Annotated in this window: 15 protein-coding genes; 10 read left to right on the forward strand and 5 right to left on the reverse strand. The window is 40.0% G+C overall.

What is annotated here, in order from left to right; translation table 11 throughout:
- Genes CLV48_RS06710 through CLV48_RS06720 form a run of 3 tightly spaced genes read right to left on the reverse strand, consistent with a single transcriptional unit; the run spans window position 1 to window position 3,615 of the window.
- The gene (locus tag CLV48_RS06710; RefSeq protein ID WP_106566487.1) at window positions 1-630 is read right to left on the reverse strand and encodes a hypothetical protein; all 630 of its coding nucleotides are present in this window, start codon (window positions 628-630) and stop codon (window positions 1-3) included.
- A 2-nt stretch (window positions 631-632) separates the two neighbouring features.
- Window positions 633-1,529 carry an AAA family ATPase gene (locus tag CLV48_RS06715; protein WP_170068991.1) on the reverse strand — a complete coding sequence of 299 codons (897 nt, stop codon included), beginning with the start codon at window positions 1,527-1,529 and terminating at the stop codon, window positions 633-635.
- A gap of 10 nt (window positions 1,530-1,539) precedes the next feature.
- Window positions 1,540-3,615, reverse strand: coding sequence for a hypothetical protein (locus CLV48_RS06720; protein ID WP_106566489.1), 2,076 nt, complete (start codon window positions 3,613-3,615; stop codon window positions 1,540-1,542).
- Between the two features lie 96 nt (window positions 3,616-3,711).
- On the opposite strand from CLV48_RS06720, the gene CLV48_RS06725 reads away from it, so the two are divergent.
- Window positions 3,712-4,002, forward strand: coding sequence for a hypothetical protein (locus CLV48_RS06725; RefSeq protein ID WP_106566490.1), 291 nt, complete (start codon window positions 3,712-3,714; stop codon window positions 4,000-4,002).
- A 69-nt stretch (window positions 4,003-4,071) separates the two neighbouring features.
- Here the strand turns inward: CLV48_RS06725 and CLV48_RS06730 are convergent, their stop codons facing one another.
- Complete coding sequence (locus tag CLV48_RS06730) at window positions 4,072-4,269, reverse strand: helix-turn-helix domain-containing protein (protein WP_106566491.1); 198 nt, start codon at window positions 4,267-4,269, stop codon at window positions 4,072-4,074.
- A gap of 93 nt (window positions 4,270-4,362) precedes the next feature.
- On the opposite strand from CLV48_RS06730, the gene CLV48_RS06735 reads away from it, so the two are divergent.
- The 9 genes from CLV48_RS06735 (at window position 4,363) to CLV48_RS06780 (ending at window position 17,029) form a co-directional block, all read left to right on the forward strand.
- Window positions 4,363-4,779 carry a hypothetical protein gene (locus CLV48_RS06735; RefSeq protein WP_106566492.1) on the forward strand — a complete coding sequence of 139 codons (417 nt, stop codon included), beginning with the start codon at window positions 4,363-4,365 and terminating at the stop codon, window positions 4,777-4,779.
- An 842-nt stretch (window positions 4,780-5,621) separates the two neighbouring features.
- Window positions 5,622-7,292 carry a sulfatase family protein gene (locus tag CLV48_RS06745; protein WP_106566493.1) on the forward strand — a complete coding sequence of 557 codons (1,671 nt, stop codon included), beginning with the start codon at window positions 5,622-5,624 and terminating at the stop codon, window positions 7,290-7,292.
- 102 nt (window positions 7,293-7,394) lie between these two features.
- Entirely contained in the window at window positions 7,395-8,564 is a 1,170-nt protein-coding gene (locus CLV48_RS06750) for an aminotransferase class V-fold PLP-dependent enzyme (RefSeq protein ID WP_106566494.1), read from the forward strand.
- A gap of 13 nt (window positions 8,565-8,577) precedes the next feature.
- Complete coding sequence (locus tag CLV48_RS06755; protein WP_106566495.1) at window positions 8,578-9,846, forward strand: alpha/beta hydrolase family protein; 1,269 nt, start codon at window positions 8,578-8,580, stop codon at window positions 9,844-9,846.
- A 146-nt stretch (window positions 9,847-9,992) separates the two neighbouring features.
- Window positions 9,993-12,749 (forward strand): M14 family zinc carboxypeptidase, encoded by a 2,757-nt coding sequence (locus tag CLV48_RS06760; RefSeq protein WP_106566496.1) that lies wholly within the window; start codon window positions 9,993-9,995, stop codon window positions 12,747-12,749.
- A 95-nt stretch (window positions 12,750-12,844) separates the two neighbouring features.
- Window positions 12,845-13,531 carry a hypothetical protein gene (locus CLV48_RS06765; protein WP_245889504.1) on the forward strand — a complete coding sequence of 229 codons (687 nt, stop codon included), beginning with the start codon at window positions 12,845-12,847 and terminating at the stop codon, window positions 13,529-13,531.
- Window positions 13,528-14,244 carry a DUF3307 domain-containing protein gene (locus tag CLV48_RS06770; protein ID WP_106566497.1) on the forward strand — a complete coding sequence of 239 codons (717 nt, stop codon included), beginning with the start codon at window positions 13,528-13,530 and terminating at the stop codon, window positions 14,242-14,244. Before CLV48_RS06765 ends, CLV48_RS06770 begins: the two co-directional genes overlap by 4 nt.
- A gap of 1 nt (window position 14,245) precedes the next feature.
- Entirely contained in the window at window positions 14,246-15,052 is an 807-nt protein-coding gene (locus CLV48_RS06775; protein WP_211299907.1) for a metallophosphoesterase family protein, read from the forward strand.
- 66 nt (window positions 15,053-15,118) lie between these two features.
- The gene (locus CLV48_RS06780; RefSeq protein ID WP_106566498.1) at window positions 15,119-17,029 is read left to right on the forward strand and encodes a sialate O-acetylesterase; all 1,911 of its coding nucleotides are present in this window, start codon (window positions 15,119-15,121) and stop codon (window positions 17,027-17,029) included.
- Here the strand turns inward: CLV48_RS06780 and CLV48_RS06785 are convergent.
- Window positions 17,016-18,284, reverse strand: coding sequence for a carcinine hydrolase/isopenicillin-N N-acyltransferase family protein (locus CLV48_RS06785; protein ID WP_106566499.1), 1,269 nt, complete (start codon window positions 18,282-18,284; stop codon window positions 17,016-17,018). The genes CLV48_RS06780 and CLV48_RS06785 overlap by 14 nt on opposite strands.
- Window positions 18,285-18,343 lie beyond the last annotated feature (59 nt).

Genomic DNA, 18,343 nt, shown 5'->3' on the forward strand with positions numbered 1-18,343 from the left:
TCAGTTTCCGTGATATAGGGCGGCCCCTTCTTCAAATATTGTGTATGTCCCGCCGTTTGGCCCTATGTACCTTCCTTTGGAAAATGCTCTGTATCCTTCAATCCATATTTTAAGACTCGCATCGTACATGACCGATACTGCTGCCCTTCCCATTGGCCTTTTGCCGTCAGCCTGAGAGATGAAGATGAGTAGCTTATCCGGATGCTTATTTTTGAACCTGAGATAATCCTTAAAACTCATTTCAGTGTACTGGTAGGAATCTATCACGGCCACTTCCGGACTTTTTCTTTTACCAAGCCGCTTGCCCAGGTCTGACATGCTTTCTGAAGTGATGATGAGTTTCTTAGCTGCTTCATTCATACCTTCCCTTATAAATGCATTCTGTATTGTATGTCCGTCACCCTCTTCAAGGCTGTTGAATACTATCCTGAAATATTTTGACAGTTCTTTGATCATCTGTAGCACAAAGGATGTTTTACCATTGCCACTGTTGCCCCAGATAAACCAGACTCCTCTATTTTCCGGCTTGGAAAAGGCCTGGTACCATTCACCTTCAAATTCGATAAGTTCATATTGCTTGGATAAGATGTCATTGACGCTGAGGGCTCTTTTTATTCGCTCTCCGGCCATACTTATACATCATGTAGGATTAACAGTGTCTCTGCCCTTCTTAGGCCTCCAATATCTCCATTGGCATCTGTAGCAAGGCATTTGTTCACCAGGCTGTTGAGCTTGTTTTTGTCCTTGATATTGACCGCCAGTACGTCATGTATCATCTTCTTGTAGAATGACATGCGTTCATTTCTGTCAGAAGGCACTATCTTCATGTACTTATCAGAGTATCTGCTAAGGAGCTCTCTATAGCCTACTTTTTTCCAGCTTATGCCTCTTTCCATTTTGGCTTTTAGCCCATCAGCACCCATGAGGTACCATCCGCACACCCCTTCAGTAGCATTCCAGAATTCCTTAAGTTCAAGAAACGCCGTGTATTCCAGGTCGCCAGCTTCGTCGATGATCAGTACAGGATTTTCAAGCATCCTTAGGTAATATTTGATATTTGCCTTGATGTCTGCAATCCTTCCGTTCTGGTCAAGACCTATTGCTTTTGCCATTGCACGGATAAAGAGGTTTTTGGTCTTGCACTGTGAGGCGTCTATGTAGAAGCAGTTGTGCATTGTCTTGGAGAGGTACTTAGCTGTGAAGGTCTTGCCGATGGCACAGTCATCTACCAGGAGCATACCTTTGGCATTGGACTGGCAGAACTCGACATCTGACTTGATCGCATCAAATACCTCAGTGCGTGCCATGTTCCATTTGCGCTGGTTCATGACCACATTCAGTTCCCTTCCTATATTCAGCCACTGTGCGTCTTTGAGAACACCTTCGGTTTCACCGTTTTTCATTCTGGACCAGATTGATCCGTTGATACCCCATTGTTTGGCAAAAGCAGAATCACTTCCGCCGTAGCGTGTCCTTACTTCCTTGAGTATTTCTACTACTTTAAGCCGAAATTCAGGTGTTAGTTTCATAGTGTATGTGTTAAAATCTTGATGCTGTTGAAGTATTGAATTTTGTACTGTAATTGACATCAGGCATATCCTCAGCAGGTGGAAGGACTTCGGATTCATTGGTTTTCGCCTCGTATTTTTGAAGATCCGGGATGACAAACCTTCCCTTAGTGGTCTTTGGTTTTTCAATAATTGTGATCGATTCTACCTCTTGAGTATTTGACCTGATATAACCCTGTACTGTGGCGCTGTAAGCACTCATAAGTTCCCTGTTTCGCTCATCGCCTTCTGTTCTTTCAAGAACTGACCTGTTGTACCCAAGGTCTCCCAGAAGCTCACATATAAGATTCCCTGATCTGTCATACACCAGGCTTTTGAGCACATTGCCCTGGTGATCATCCAGCCATCTTACTACCACCTGTTTGCCTTCAATTCTCTTCATGATGTTGATGAGTTTTTCACCTGTGGCCACTTCCCCTTCATATCCCACCACCCGGTGCTTTCCCTGTAGTATGATCCTTCCCAGCTTCATACTGCTCTCTGTCTCATATCCGATGTATGGAAGTATGCCTGCCCAGTTGATCGGCTTAAGGTCAGGGTGCTGGTTGTCCATAAATACATCCCACCGGCTCATGCCCGGATATTTCTCCTGATTTGAGTGAAGGTCATTGTTCCATCTCTCAATGGCCCTGAACGCTTTCTCCACTATCTTGTCTTTGGAGAGCTGTACTTTCTTCCAAGGTCCCGCCTGGTTTGCTTCAGAAAGTGCGTGCGGCCTTGCAAGCCATCCTATTTCATCCTTTTCATATTTGTACCTTAGCGGCCTATAGTAAGCTTCGATCCGTTTGCCCCGGGCATTATTGGCCTCTATTCTCACATGCTGGAACATAGCTCCGTTTTGGAGCAGGTTATCCTTGTACATACTGTTGAGGGACATTTCCCCCTCCAGCTCCCAAGGGAGGTTCAGACCCCAGGCGGCATAATTTCTGACCATTTGCCTGTAGAATCCCTCAATTATCCCTTCTTTACTGTCTCCCCATACCCAGCAGGTAAATGCCTCTGACCCCAGGTCTATTGCATTATAAAACCACATTCTCTTTCCTGATGCATACTCAAATGGCGGCTGACGGTCATCTATGGAGATCATGGATCCGGCATATTGGGGCTGCATAAGCTTGTGCCATGGCTCATAAGCCGATTTGAATTTCTGTCTATCCCCTGACCTGATGGCATGACTGACAGATCTCTGTGCCCATGCGCTCTGATAGCTGTAAACTGTGCTTTCAGATGCAGGACGGTATGCTTTGTCGTCCCTGTCAAAAATCTCTCCCGTAGAATTGTTGATGATCTCAAGATCTCCGTTTAGGAATGCCTCATAGCGCATGGCCACCTCGATGTAAGTAGGTTTTCTGTTTTTCTGGCCCGCAAAAATATTCTGCCATAATACGATCATCTCTGGAGTCACAATCTGGGCATTCTTATTGTTATGTCTCCCGTCGATCAGACTTTCGTACTTGAATTTTAAAAACTCATTAATCCTTATTTTAAGCCTCTTTACAGAAGAAGGAAGTGTATGTGTGGTGTATCCGAGTTTTTTCAGATTATCCTGGAAAGCGACCACATCATTTCTAAGGCTTTCCCATATTCCCTTGGAATTGCCGCCCCTGCTTCTTCTTTGTGCCAGTCTGTCTGACTTAAGCCTTAGCACAGCTTCCAGTACTGAAGCATTTACAGTGTATTTGTCTTTTTGCTCAGAAGTAAGGTATTCGTCATTGTCAAACTGGAACCTGTCATAAAATGTCTTTGCTTCAGCTGAAAGTATAAAGTGTTTTTCCAGTGCATTGTACTCTGTCTCAGGATTGCCCAGCATATCCCTGCATGCAGATTGCCACTCATAAGGCATGGCCTTCCAGGAGATCAGCGCTTCATTTCCCGGACCTTTGCCCTCCTTCAGTCTGAATCCTGGATATCTCTTGGCTCTTTTTGCAATAGCTTCATAAGAAGCTACCTTAACTGAGCCAGGATGTGCCTTTTCTTCATCGGATACCAGGAAACTTATCCTGACACCTAGCTGACCGTTGTATTTTTCGTAAGGGAGAATCTGCATGTTGATTTGATTTTGTTCCCGCTCCGGACCCGAACCGGATGTGTATGCCTTCCGGGAATTGTGCTATCTTTATCGAATACCAAACTTTAGATAGCAATGAAAGAGATTTCTTTGAAGCAGCTCAACGATGACGTAGAGCATCTTATCATCACAATGGCCGTACAAAGTGCCGAAATAATGCTTTTAAAAAAGCTGATAACCGATGGACTTTCTGCCGTACTTTCCACACAACAGATCCATCAGCTGAACAGGGAGTACTATAGTAATCTGCTCCGGAATGTAAACGGAGCACTCGATCAGCTCCAGGGCACTGTGTCTGAATCTGAGATAGTGAAGAAGCGGTTTGAAATTCACGAAATGGTCGAGCTAGCCATGAACCGTGATTAGATGATTCCAGCTGAAGTCTTTTTTCTCTTAAATAGACTTCAGCTTTTTTATACCTTGCGTTTGACATAATTATTTGATTTTTAGTATTTCCTTGATTTTTGGTACTATGTTGTCTCCTTTGTAATGCCCGTTGACGATCATGCTGACCACTTCTCTTGAGCACCCTATTTCCTTGGCTATATCTTTTATGGTCCTCTCAGCCTTGACCACCTCTACTTTGAGGTATTTGTTCTGTGGGTATCTGACTTTTTTGTTTTGACCGCTCATGTTTTATATTTGTTAATACTCTCACAATTATCGAAAGTTGTTTCGATTTATGCAATTATTTATCGAAACTTTTTTCGCTTAAATTTTAAGAACATGGATATAATTCACAAAATCAATGAGATAGCGGAAATATTTTTTAACGGAAATAACTCTGCATTCGCGAAAAAATTCGAAACAAGTGAGGCAAATATTAGGAATTATAGGTCAAAAATAATTCCTAAAGTAGACTTTATTGTGAAAATGTGTAATGATCTCGAAATATCTTTCGATTGGATTTTTAATGACATAGGCCCAATGATAAGACCATCAACTCATGTAAAAGAGAAAAACCCTCAATCTCTCTTAAATGTCAATTTTGATGAAACTATTAATGCATTGAATAAAACCATCAAGGCCCAGGAGATCACAATTGAATCTCAAAGGGAAACAATAGCTACACTTAAACAAATGATAGCAATCAAAAGACCGGAACCGCAAAAAGGTACCTATGATCCTACTGGGGCCGTTTAGGGACAATTGACCATTAAAAAAACCTCCCACGCACACACTTTTAGCCATATTTTTTATAAAAAACTGATTAAAATATTGATTTACAGTGTTTTATAAATTTATTGTATTGTCAAAAAAGTGGTATTATGGGGGTACTTATATGCTGTTTTTTGCGCTTTTCGTGTTCATTTTTGGAAATATGGGTACCTGAACAGCTCATTTTTTACCCTAAAATGTCCATCTATTTGTCCATCTATTTGTCCATCTATTCCAATTGTTTTCATTTTAATGGCAGTGAAAATTCTTTTACTTATTTATTGTCGTTGGTGCTTGGAAGCGATGTTGCCGGTGATTAAAAAAGGCTTTTTAGATGCATTTGAGGCCTAAAATGGTAGATTGCACTACATTTCCCAGGAGTTTTGATGTGTGGGTTGAACCGGTGTGGTAGCTAATGGTATGTTGGGACGTTTTGATTTAAGATCCTTCCGGTATAAAAAGCATAAAAAAACGGCCTCCGTTTACTGGAAAAGCCGTTTTTAATCAAAAATCCGTTTTAGCCGTTTTAGTACGTTTTGTTTTGTGCCCCCTAGTATGTATATGGGGATTTTGTATCAGGCAGGATTTGGACCCTTGACTTTTCCAATTTACAAAATCCTATCAATAAGGAGATATTCAAAGTTCCTTTTAGGATTTCATCATTTGGGCTTGATGAAAAAAATGAATTGTATATCTGTGGGTTTGATGGTAAGATTTACAGGATTGGTTATGAGTAATTTATTTTAAGATGTAAGCTGAGCATTTAAATTTTTTTTACCTGGTCTTTTTAGTATTTTACATCTCAACAGGTGTCGGAAATCCAAGTAATGAAAGCAATTATTAATCTTGCGGTATGCATATTTATTTTGGCGGTTCCTTCTAATGAGTGCCAAGCCCAATCATTCAAAGAAAAGCCAAATATCTTATGGATTTCGGTGGAAGATATTAGCCAATTGTTGGCAGTTTATGGGGATTCTTCCATTAGGACTCCCAATATTGACCGTTTGGCCAGAGAGGGGATAACCTATAAAAATGCCTTTGCAACTGCGGGAGTGTGTGCACCAAGTCGTAGTAGTATCATTACAGGGATGTATCCTGTAAGCATTGGCACTCATAATATGCGGACAGGCCCACATTATGCTTACAGGGAGCCTGAAAAAGAAACCTATCAGGATTATTATGGACTCACAGATATTAAAGGTAGAAATGTGCCCGAATATGCGGCGGTACCTCCTTCCTTTGTAAAGGTCTTTACAGAGTACCTGCGTGCTGCTGGGTATTACAGCTCCAATAATGCCAAGACAGATTACCAATTCAACTCTCCTATCACAGCTTGGGATGAAATCGGGCGGGATGCCACTTACAAAAATAGAAATCCTGGCCAACCTTTCTTCGCGGTTTTCAACCATGAGGTCACCCATGAATCTAGGGTTTTTATGAAAAAAGACGATCCTTTTTTGTCGGATAAGGGTAGGGTAGCCTTGCCTGGTTATTTTCCAGATATTCCAGTAGTCAGACAGGATGTAGGGAGGGTATATTCCAATATCCTGGAACTTGACCAACAAGTAGGAGAAATGCTGGATAATTTGGAAAGGGAGGGTTTAATGGACAATACCATCATTTTCTTTTGGTCAGACCATGGAGGTCCTTTGTTGAGGCAAAAAAGAGCAGTTGGGAATTCTGGTTTAAGGGTACCGCTTTTGGTGAGGTTTCCCAATGGTTATGGAGCTGGAACCGTGGTGGAAGATATTGTTTCCTTGATGGACCTTGGTCCTACAGTCATGTCTTTGGCAGGGCTGAAGCCCCCAAGTTACATGCATGGAAAAGCCTTCTTGGGAGAATTTAAAGTAGACAAACCTCATCCATATGCTTTTGGTTCGGCTGACAGATTTGACGAAGCAGTGGATATGAGCAGGTCGGTGATAGATGGAAGATTTGTTTATGTCCGTAATTTTAGACCAGAATTACCTCTTATTTACAGGAATTCATATAGGGAACAGATTGAAATGACCAAAGTCCTTATAGGAATGGACCAAAATGGCGAATTAGAAGGGGATGCAGCCTATATTTTTATGAAGACCAAACCTTTGGAGGAATTGTATGATTTAGAAACCGATCCTTTTGAAGTCAGAAACCTTGCGCATTTACCGGAATTCGATGAAAAGTTAAATGAAATGCGCTCCGCACTTTCTAAATGGCAATTAGATGTTGGGGATTTAGGCTTTGTACCTGAATATGACCTTGTCAATATGATGTGGCCAGGGATGAAGCAGCCTGTGACAAAACCAGTTGAGTATAAGCAGATTGGTAACCATTGGCATTTATCATCAGCTACAGAAGGAGCAAGCATAGCCTATCAAATAGGGGAAAATATTGGGAGCAAGCATTGGGAATTATACCACAAACCGATTCCGGTAGGGGAAAAAGTAGCAGCATTGGCTGTAAGGATTGGATTTAAGACTTCAGAAGTGAGTTATAAGGAAAAATTCACATTTTGATGTGAGAGAGGGAAAATAGAAGGCGCTTAATTTTGCAGTTAGATATAGAAAAGCAAAGAAGTGTTTTCTTGCCTTTGTGGCAAAACTAAAAATAATTGAAAAATGAAGACCTTGATAAACCAAAAACACCTTTTCCAACTTCCTGAAGATATCCATTACCTCAATGGTGCCTATATGTCTCCATTGCTCCGTTCTGTTGAAGAAATAGGAATCAAGTCCCTTATTCAAAAACGGAATCCAACTACCATTCAGCCTAAAGACTTTTTTGAAACTGGAGAGAAAGTAAGAACAAATTTCGGAAAACTTGTTAATTGTCCTTCAACACAGGTAGCCATTATTCCTGCCGCCTCTTATGGTCTTACAACGGCCATTAATAATCTTCCACTGGATAATGGAAATACCGCAATAGTTGTTTCTGAGGAGTTTCCAAGTGGTTACTATGCCATAGAAAAATGGTGCCTGAATCATAGGAAGCAATTAAAGATCATTACAGCGCCTGAATATAAGCAAGGAAGAGGGGAAAGGTGGAATGAAAGCATATTGGAAGCCATTAATGAGGATACTGCTGTGGTAGTTATGTCTACCATTCACTGGGCAGATGGCACCCAGTTTGACCTAAAGGCCATCGGTCAAAGATGTAAAGAGAAAAATGCTTTTTTAATTCTCGATGGGACCCAATCAGTGGGGGCATTACCAATCGATGTTGAAGAATGTAAAGTAGATGCCCTTATATGTGCCGGGTATAAATGGCTCATGGGTCCTTATGCTATAGGGGCTGCGTATTTTTCAGAATATTTTAATAATGGTAAACCTCTTGAGGAAACTTGGGTGAACCGAAGTAATGCGAAGCAATTTTCCAATTTGACACAGTATGTGGAAGATTATGCTCCAGGAGCAGGGAGGTACAATGTCGGTGAATACGGAAATTTTATTTTACTCCCCATGTTCAACGCAGCAATGGAACAATTATTAGATTGGGGAGTGGACAATATTCAACATTATTGCAATGACCTGACTCTGCCCTTGGTCCAGTTTTTCAGAGAAAATGGATTTTGGTTGGAAGAGGATGCTTTCAGGGCCAAACACTTGTTTGGGGTAGGTTTGCCTGAAGGAATAGAAAGTGGAGAAGTTATTCGGCGATTACAGGAAAACAAAATTTTTGTTTCAATAAGGGGCAAATCTATCCGGCTATCATTTCATTTGTACAATACCGAATCAGATATTCAGACATTGATGAATGTTTTGAACTGGATTTTGTCCGAAAAAGCTTAATTTAATTCCCATTATGGGTACAAAAAGGAGAGACTTCATAAAACAGGCCTCTTGGGCAGGAATGGGCATGTTTGCTGTTGATTTGAATGGAATTTTTGTACCCTTAGGAACTAACAAAACCCTTAACCTTATGAATAATGATTTTGAGAAAAATCAACTCGGCAAATATGGCCCCTGGGCAAAAAGCCTGTTTTTGAACAAGATGCCAAGTTTGTCTTTTAGGAAGGAAGAATTTTCAGACCTATCTGCTTGGAAGGTCAAGGCAACTGCCCAAGTCAAAGAAAGGATGGGATACTTAGGGATAGAAGAAAAACCAAAAATAACTGTTCATCGGGTTCATCTATTTGACGGGTTAATTTGCGAAGAGATCAGCTATCAATTGCCTTATGGGAATCCCACCAGGGCAGTAATACTTAAGCCTGAGAATGTCACCGGTAAACTCCCCGCAGTATTGGGATTACATTGTCATGGAGGGAATAAATATTTAGGATTGGAAAAAATCTGTAAGGTAAGCTATAAGCTACCCGAATATGTTGAGGAACATCAGCAACAATATTACGAGGGATCAGCTTGGGCAAATGAACTGGCCAAGCAGGGCTATGTGGTTATGGTTCATGATGCTTTTGCTTTTGGAAGTAGAAGGGTGTTGTTGGAAGATGTTCCTGAAGAAAGGAGGAGGGGAATAAAGGATTTCGATATGGGCAAGGTGGAAAATATCAATGCTTACAATTCCTGGGCATCAGACCATGAACATATCATGGCTAAATCTTTATTCAGTGCTGGTTTATCATGGCCAGCGGTATATTTGGCTGAGGACCAAATTGCATTGGATATTTTGGCATCAAGAAATGATGTGGATCCTTTTAGATTGGGCTGTGCCGGACTTTCTGGTGGAGGATTAAGGGCGGTTATGCTTGGAGGCTTAGATGATCGGATTGCTTGCGCTATCAGTGTGGGGTTTATGACCACATGGGCCGATTTGTTGATGAACAAGTCCCATAACCATACCTGGATGATTTATATTCCCTTACTTCCAAGAGAGCTTGATTTTCCAGAAATATTTGCACTGAGAGCCCCTAAGGCAACCATGGTCCTGAATGATATAGAAGACACATTGTTTACTCTTGAGGAAATGAAAAAAGCAGACGAAATGTTAGCTGAAATATTCAGCAAGGCAGGGGCATCTGAGAAGTATCGTTGCACTTTTCATCCTGGACCACATAAGTTTGATAAAAACATGCAGGCAGAAGCTTTTGAATGGTTTGATCGTTGGTTGAAGTAATTATAGGGGTTTTATTTTTTTATGTTTTTGGGGCCAGTACAAAATTTTTTTCCGTTTATCCTTCCAAAGTCTAAGTTTTTCAAAACTGATTTTATTATTGATCCGAAATTTGTAGCTTTTTGGTTCTATTTACAATCTTCCCCATTATGAAAAAACACCTTTACTTCTTGTTGATTGCGGCCCTTATTTTTCAGATGTCCGCTAAATCCCAAACTATAGACAGGAATTACGTGAATAAAATCAAAGAATTTACCACAGATGAGAGGTTTCTTCCCAAGAGTCTCTTGGATGTAGTGGACCATCCAACTATTCCCAATCCTTTGAAGCACTTTGGCCATATTATCGGGGCAGAGGGGCATGTCCACCGTTCTGAGGAAATTTTTAATTACTATAAAAAACTGGCAGAAACTTCCCCAATGGTTAAAATACAGCAAATGGGTGTCTCTGAGGAAGGAAGACCTTTCTATATTGTGGTTATTGCTGACGAGAATACCATATCTGAATTAGACTATTTTAAAAATCAGACTGCATTATTGTCAGATCCTAGAATAACGAGCCAGGAGCAGGCAGAGAAAATTGTATTGGAAAGTAAGCCAATTTATTATGTTTCAGGTGGAATGCATGCTACAGAAATGGGTTCACCTGAAATGTTGATGGAACTTGCTTATAGGTTGATAACATCCCCAGCCCAAGAAATTAAAAAAATCAGAGAGAATGTAATCACAGTGATCAATCCTGTAATGGAGCCAGATGGTTGGGACAAGCAAGTAGACTGGTATTACAGATACACCAAAGGAAGGGAAAATTTTGAAGATGGATTTCCAAGGAGTACTCCATATTGGGGAAAATATGTGTTTCATGACAACAATAGAGACGGATTGCAGGTTTCCCAACAAATTACAAAGTCAATTTTCAAAGCCTTCTTTGAATTCCACCCGACTGTGATGTTGGACCTTCATGAGTCTGTTCCTTTATTGTATATTTCAACAGGAACAGGACCCTACAACGATTATGTAGACCCAATTACTCAAAGTGAATGGCAGGTAATGGGTAACCATGATGTTTCAGCTGTGGCAGCCCAAGGAATGCCTGGAGCTTTTACATGGGCATTTTATGATGGTTGGTGGCCTGGGTATGGTATTTGGGTAGCCAATAACCACAATTCCAATGGACGGTTTTATGAGACTTATGGTAATGCAGGTGCAGATACCTATTTGAGGGATCTTTCTACTGCACGCTTTGCTGGAGATTTGGCTACATCCAAAGAATGGTATAGACCGGATCCAGCAACTCCGCAGGTATATTGGTCCTTTAGAAATAATATTAATTACACACAGGTAGGGGTGATTGCATCCTTATCTTATGCGGCCGACAATGCCCAACTTTTATTGAGCAATTTTTACAAAAAGGCCTATAACAGCCTTGAAAAAGGCAGGAAAGAAGGCCCCAAAGCCTTTACAATAGCCAAAGAGCAACGCGATCCGGCAATGGCAGCGTATCTTGCCAATCAGTTGGTTTCGCAAGGCATTGAGGTTTATGAAAATGAGTCGCATTATGTAGCATTGACTGAGCAACCTTATCGGAACCTTTTAGTGTCTTTGATGACACCTACAGCCTATCCAAAAGATGCCAAATTTCCACCTTATGATGCCATTGCTTGGACCTTGCCTAATTTGTATGGGGTGGAGGTGAAAGCCAAAGATAGTCTTGATTTCAATGTTTCAGGTTTAAAAGCTTTGGATTACCCTGTCAAGTATTTGGGAAAGGTAATTGGTCAAGGGAACACATATTTATTAACCTACAAAGCACAGAATTCTGTGCTTCCTGCACTTTATGCCTTCAAATCCCAAAACAGAAATACGGAGTTGAGTATTCTACCAAAAACAATTGTTGTGGATGGAGATACCCTACCTGCCGGTTCTATTTTAATTAAGAAAATCAATGCTGATCAGGCAACAAAAATTGCACTTGACTTCGGTTTGGATCTTAAAGCAGGGGGATCTGAAATTTCCACTTCAGATCAGAAATCAATACAGTTGCCTAGAGTTGCCATCTACCATACTTGGTACAATACCCAGGATGAAGGTTGGTCTAGATATACTTTTGAAGAAAGAGGTATTCCATATACTTCTATTGACAAAGATGTTTTGAAATCAGGCAATCTAAGGTCAAAATTTGATGTGATCTTATTGCCGAGAGTAAGAGGGAATGCAAAAAACTTTATCCATGGTGTGGATAAAAAATTTGGCCCCATGCCTTATACCAAAACTGCTCAATTTCCGTCCCACGGATTTCCCGCTTCGACCAATGACATGACCGGTGGTCCTGGCTTTTTAGGCATTGAAAATCTCAGGAAATTTGTTGAGGAAGGAGGATTGCTGATTACTTTGGACAATACCAGTAGTATTATAGCTGAAATGGGTATTGCTTCTGAACTGAGCCCTGTCTCCGCTGGAAGTTTGTTCCATCCAGGTTCCATTGTCATGGCCAAAGCGAGAAAATCCGGATCGCCAATCTTGTACGGATTTCCTGAAAGCTTTAACCTTTTTAGAGGAAATGGTCCTTTACTTCAAACAGATAAATTCAACCGAGACTTGATGCTTGTGCAGTATGGATTTCAACCATTGAAAGATGAAGTTCCCTATGAAGGTCCTATTTTGGGTTTGAAGGAGAAGGAATTGACAGCCAAAGCAGAAAAGAAAGATGAAAAAAATCCACCATATGTTGTTTCAGGAATGGTAAGGAATGAGCAGGAGATTGTCGGACATGGAGCTGTATTCAATGTTCCTTTAGGAAAAGGTAGTATTTTGGCTTTTACTTTTGATCCGCTTCACAGGTATCTGAATCACCACGATGCTCCAATGGTGTGGAATGCCCTTATCAACTGGGATAAGTTGAGGTGATTTAGAGTATTGATTTTAGAAAGCCAGCAAGTCCAAGGGTACTTGCTGGCTTTTGTCGTTTAATATCCAGCTATTCAAAAATATCGTTATTTTATATGATATTTTTATATATCGAATTTTTTAACGATATTACGGGTATGCTGGCTGTAATCACAGGAGATATCATCAATTCAAGGAAATTGGAAAATCCCAAAGAATGGCTTTTTCCAATTAAGAATTTGTTTTCCTCAATAGGTGAAGAAAAGAAAACTTGGGAGATTTTTAGAGGAGATAGTTTTCAAATTGAAATCAAAGATCCTATGGATGCTTTGCTTGTTGCTCTCAAGGTCAAAGCGACAATAAAGTCAATCAGTGATAAGGATAAATCCATACGCCAATCACCGGTTGATGTCAGAATGGCTATAGGGATAGGAGAGGGGAGTATTGGGGGAACTAATATTGGAGAAAAAGTAGGGTCGGCATATATAAGGTCAGGTGAAGCATTTGAATCCTTAAAAAGAAATTCATCTAATCTTTTATTGAACTCAGGTTGGCCAAATTTGGATCGTGATTTCAATTTCACCTTAAAGTTTGCTCTGATTTTGATGGATAATTGGACTATAAGCTCGGCCGAGACAATTAAGATCATTTTGGAATGTCCTGAATTGAAACAGGTGGAATTGGCTAAAATTCTAGGGATAGAGCAAAATTCTGTAAGTGGTAGGATTCAAAGAGGATTTTTGGGGGAAATTCTGGAGTTGGAGCGTTTTTTCAGATTGAAACTTAAAGAGCAAATGTTATGATTATCCTATTGAAGCTGATTCTCGCCCACTTTATTGGGGATTTTTTGTTGCAAACCAAAAAATGGGTAATTGCCAAAGAATTAAAAAAAGCAAGGTCGTGGCAATTGTATGTTCACTCCATAAGCCATGGGTTGATTCCTTGGGCATTGATTTGGGATTTTGATTTTTGGCCACTTGCATTGTTTTTAGCAGTAAGTCATTTTCACATTGATTGGATGAAGTTGATATTTCAAAAATCCAACAATATGGTTTTTTGGTTTTTGTTTGACCAAGGAATGCATTTCCTGGTATTGGTGGGGGTAGCCCAATTTTGGACGGGCGGAATTTGGCTTAATTGGGGTCATTTAATGTCTCAGACATTTTTGACAGTAATGACAGCCTTTGTATTTCTATTGATAGTTGCTCCAATAGTGATAGGAGTTTTATTGAAAGGTTGGTCTTTGGCTATACAGGAAAATGAGGATGATTCTTTGGCAAATGCTGGCAAATATATTGGGATCTTAGAAAGATTACTTGTATTTGTTTTTATCTTGATTGACCAATGGGAGGCTGTAGGTTTTTTAATAGCTGCAAAATCCATATTCAGATTTGGGGATCTCAAAGAGTCAAAAGACAGAAAACTTACAGAGTATATCCTGATTGGAACCCTTTTGAGTTTTGGTATAGCCATAGTCACAGGAATCATTACTGCGTACCTTATCAAAACAGCTTAGAATGAAAAGACGTCCATTCCTCAAAAAATTAACCTTTCTCACCTCAATGACTTCGCTTATGCCATTTCTAAATTATGGGAAAATGGAATTTCCTGAGAAGACGAAATTGAAGTTTATAGTGGCCTCTGATGGACATTATGGACAGCCAAATACAGAGTTTGAAGCAAGTCATAAAACATTATTAAAAGCTATTCAACAGGAGCAGGAAGTGGATTTTGTGGTATTTAATGGAGATTTGATCCATGATGATCCGAAGTGGATGCCTGAGGTTAAAAAAGTATATGACAGTTTAAAGCTACCGTATTTTCCTGTTAAAGGTAACCATGACCGAATATCAGAGACTGCCTGGCAAAATATCTGGGGAATTCCTGCTGACCATCGATTTGTTTGGAAAGAGCACTTTGGAATGATTCTGGCCAATAGTTCCAATCAGGCTGGGGAGTACTTGTGCGCCGATACAGAATTTTTGAAATCATCTTTGGAGGAATTCAAGAACCTGGCTTTTGTATTTGTTTTTGTTCATATTTCCCAGAATGACTGGACATTGCATGGGGTTTCCTGTGATCCCTTTTTGGAATTGATGGCAAGATATTCCAATGTAAGGGCCATATTTCATGGGCATGACCATGATGTCAATGGAATAATGAGAAACAGAAAAAAACCTTATCTCTGGTCTGGACATTTTGGAGGAAGTTGGGGGTCACCACATCCAGGTTATCGAGTCTGCGAAGTTGGGGGGGACGGAAAAGTAATCACTTATTTGAAGTCAATGAATGAAGGTATGATCCTGAGTGGCCATACCATATAAATGGCCTGTTGACAAAAATATTGCACTTAAATAAATTCGCGATGATATTATAAAATCTCCAACTTTATGAAGAAAATTTTCTCTTTTATTCTGCTTCTATTGGTGCTCTTCAGCCAGATTGGCTGCAAGGATGATAATACACAAGCTGAAATCACTATGCCCAAGTTCTTTGGGGACAACATGGTTTTTCAAAGGAACCAACCGATACGTGTTTGGGGCACCGGATCTCCCGGGCAAAGAGTTAAGGCGGTTTTCAATGGGGTAGAAAAACAGGCTAAAATTAATAAAGAGGGTAATTGGTTATTAGAATTTGATCCTTTACCAGCTTCCGGTCCCTATGAGTTGGAAGTGAATGGCAAGAAGTTTTATGATGTACAGGTAGGTGATGTTTGGGTAGCTGGAGGCCAGTCCAATATGGAGTGGGTGATGAGTGCACAGGTGGAAGGTCTTCATGAAGAATTGGCGGATGCAGATTATTCTCTTATCCGTTTTTTTAAAATTCCCCATGATTATGATGCGAAGGAGAAATTTGATGTAAGAGGAGGGGAGTGGCTAAAAGCAGATTCAGACAATATTTTGAATTTTTCAGCTGTGGCATGGTTCTTTGCCAAGAAAAACCATCTTGAAAAAGGTGTGCCGGTAGGTATTATAGAAAGTAATTGGGGAGGTACACCCGCAGAGGGGTGGACACAGACTGATAGATTGCTTTCTTTGGAACTGTACAAGGAAAATGCTCAGGATATTTTGGACAGGCAGGACTATTGGATTCAAGAGGTGATTGAGAATAAATTGAGGGAGCTTAAAAGAAATGATTTGGTCATTGCTCCTCAAAATGGGGAAATTCAGGGAGTCGCCAATCCTGATTTTGATGACAGTGAATGGCAGACTGTCCAACTTCCTGATGCCAATCCTTTTAAGGATATTGCTTGGTTAAGAAAAAAATTTACTCTTACTGATACTGATGCTAATTTTATGCTCAATCTGGGAGAAATTCAACAGATGGGGTATGTTTATATAAATGGGGGAAGGCTTTTTTACAAAGATTGGGGGACTGATGTAAAAGAATTTCCGGTTCCGGCAAGTATGCTCAATAAAGGAGAAAATATCCTTACAGTAAGAGTAATAAATACATGGAATAATGAACCTGTCTTAGGCAAGAAAGACCAACTTTACCTAAAATCCGGAAATAAGAAAATTTCCCTGGAAGGTGAATGGAAATACAGTAACCGCATAGAAGAAGAACTTCCCGTAGTGGAATGGTATAATTGGTTGCCTGGAATGATGTTCAATGCCATGATTGCGCCAATTGTTAAATATCCTATCAAGGGTGTGATTTGGTATCAAGGTGAAAGCAATGCTGGCGACCATCAGCATTACAGAGAATTGTTTGGAACGATGATCCAAAACTGGAGGGAAAGATGGAGCATTGGGGATTTTCCATTTTTGTTTGTCCAATTAGCAAATTTCATGGAAAGGAAAGATTTACAGCCTGAGTCCAACTGGGCATTCCTTAGAGAGGCACAGTATCAAACTTTAGCTTTGCCCAATTCAGGGATGGCAGTGGCCATTGATATTGGAGATGCCAATGATATCCACCCAAGGAATAAAAAGGATGTGGGGCATCGCCTTTGGAAAGTTGCCCAAAAAGTAGCTTATGGGGACGATGTGCTATATTCTGGCCCTGTGTTCAAAGAATTTCAAAAAGTTGGACAAAAGGTAAATCTATCTTTTGATCATACAGGTAATGGTTTGAAATTGTCTTTTGGAAATGAGGTGAAAGGATTTATCATTTCAGATCAGGAAGGTAAATTTTATCCAGCTAAAGCAGAATTAATCAATACTGCTCAAGTTCAAGTGTTTCATCCACTTGTTCAAAATCCAACAGAAATTAGATATGCTTGGGCGGATAATCCTGAGGTAAATTTGTATAATTCTGAAGGTCTCCCGGCAATTCCTTTCAGGATCAGGATCGATTAATCCTAACTGAATTAACAGGTAATTTTCTGGAATAAAATTCATCTACCTTTTGGAGGCATTCAGCACTGAATGCCTCTAATATTTTTAATTCTGGATTTTTGCTGAACAATTCTTTTTCTTTCATGAGAAAATCCGCCTGTATCTGGTTCAGTTCCTCTACAATGGCTATTTTTCTTTTCTTATAATCTTCACAGATCCATCTGTGCCATTTTTCAGCTTTCCACCAAAGTGAATCATCTGGACTTGCATTGGGTTGAGTGAATCCGGAAAGGGTAGAAGTGCCGAGAAAAAAGGGTATAAATACAGAAATGCATGGCATTGATGTACCCGTCAGCCAAATGGTAGATGGTAAATCTTTTCGGATTTCGGCAACCATACTTCCCGTAGTTGTGCTAGGGTTTGTAAGACCAGTGGCATGCATACAAAGGGAAGCAGTATTCGCTTTTTTCGGATCAAAATCAGCTTCTGCTTTATCATGTGTTTTTAAAATCCCCATGGCTTTTAAAACGCTGAAACTACCTTCTTGCTCCTGCATTAAACCAAGGCTACAGCTTTGCCTTTTGACTGCTCTTCCTATTGTAGTATAAAGAAAGTCTGAATAATATCTGTTAAAAGAAAATGGTTTTGGTTTAGGAAAGTATTGAAATGGGAAATTGAGTTTTTCTTCTGCTAAATGTACTTTATCATAATCTGATCCAATTTGTAATCCGTTTGAAATAGATCCTATGGATGAAATTTTTTTCAACGCCCAGGATTTTCCGGCGGTTTCTAAAATATAGGCGCTTTTGGAGTCAGCTAATAAATAACTGTTGTGGTAAAAAAAATCTTTGTTTTTGTAGCCACCACAGGCGTCCTGACCATATCTTTTCAATAATTGGGTTATCCATTCAATGGCTTCCTCGGAATTTTCGGATCTTTCCAAAGCGAGTCTCAATAGGTCCATTCCATTGAGCCCGGAGTTATCCTTTCTTATTTTTACCCTTGTAAATACAGCTTCATTTCCAATGACTACTCCGTGTTCATTTACTCCCATTTCGGCACCCCAAATGTGAAAGGGTTTGGAAAGGATTATACCAAAAGTTTCTTTGACCTGAGGGATCTTTATATAAGTGCATTTCAAGTAAGCTTCTTGATGGATTGTTCTTGGAACATGTAGTAAAGCTTGGGCCTCATCAGGTTCACGGTCGGAATTTTTTGCGAAAATAAGATTTCCTGAAGCTGTAAAATTGGGGATAGAGACAAGGGTATCACACATAAAATTGAAAATCTACTGTGATCCAATTTAAAAATTTAATTCGATATTCATTTTTTTCT

It is taken from the genome of Cecembia rubra, assembly GCF_003014575.1.
In the GTDB taxonomy this organism is placed as follows: domain Bacteria; phylum Bacteroidota; class Bacteroidia; order Cytophagales; family Cyclobacteriaceae; genus Cecembia_A; species Cecembia_A rubra.

Bases quoted from the DNA above. Each gene is read 5' to 3' on its own strand.
- CLV48_RS06765 (WP_245889504.1), top strand. From the start codon at position 12,845: ATGATATTTTTATATATCGAATTTTTTAACGATATTACGGGTATGCTG.
- CLV48_RS06735 (WP_106566492.1), top strand. From the start codon at position 4,363: ATGGATATAATTCACAAAATCAATGAGATAGCGGAAATATTTTTTAAC.
- CLV48_RS06770 (WP_106566497.1), top strand. From the start codon at position 13,528: ATGATTATCCTATTGAAGCTGATTCTCGCCCACTTTATTGGGGATTTT.
- CLV48_RS06785 (WP_106566499.1), bottom strand. From the start codon at position 18,284: ATGTGTGATACCCTTGTCTCTATCCCCAATTTTACAGCTTCAGGAAAT.
- CLV48_RS06745 (WP_106566493.1), top strand. From the start codon at position 5,622: ATGAAAGCAATTATTAATCTTGCGGTATGCATATTTATTTTGGCGGTT.
- CLV48_RS06720 (WP_106566489.1), bottom strand. From the start codon at position 3,615: ATGCAGATTCTCCCTTACGAAAAATACAACGGTCAGCTAGGTGTCAGG.
- CLV48_RS06710 (WP_106566487.1), bottom strand. From the start codon at position 630: ATGGCCGGAGAGCGAATAAAAAGAGCCCTCAGCGTCAATGACATCTTA.
- CLV48_RS06725 (WP_106566490.1), top strand. From the start codon at position 3,712: ATGAAAGAGATTTCTTTGAAGCAGCTCAACGATGACGTAGAGCATCTT.
- CLV48_RS06780 (WP_106566498.1), top strand. From the start codon at position 15,119: ATGAAGAAAATTTTCTCTTTTATTCTGCTTCTATTGGTGCTCTTCAGC.
- CLV48_RS06730 (WP_106566491.1), bottom strand. From the start codon at position 4,269: ATGAGCGGTCAAAACAAAAAAGTCAGATACCCACAGAACAAATACCTC.
- CLV48_RS06715 (WP_170068991.1), bottom strand. From the start codon at position 1,529: ATGAAACTAACACCTGAATTTCGGCTTAAAGTAGTAGAAATACTCAAG.
- CLV48_RS06760 (WP_106566496.1), top strand. From the start codon at position 9,993: ATGAAAAAACACCTTTACTTCTTGTTGATTGCGGCCCTTATTTTTCAG.
- CLV48_RS06775 (WP_211299907.1), top strand. From the start codon at position 14,246: ATGAAAAGACGTCCATTCCTCAAAAAATTAACCTTTCTCACCTCAATG.
- CLV48_RS06750 (WP_106566494.1), top strand. From the start codon at position 7,395: ATGAAGACCTTGATAAACCAAAAACACCTTTTCCAACTTCCTGAAGAT.
- CLV48_RS06755 (WP_106566495.1), top strand. From the start codon at position 8,578: ATGGGTACAAAAAGGAGAGACTTCATAAAACAGGCCTCTTGGGCAGGA.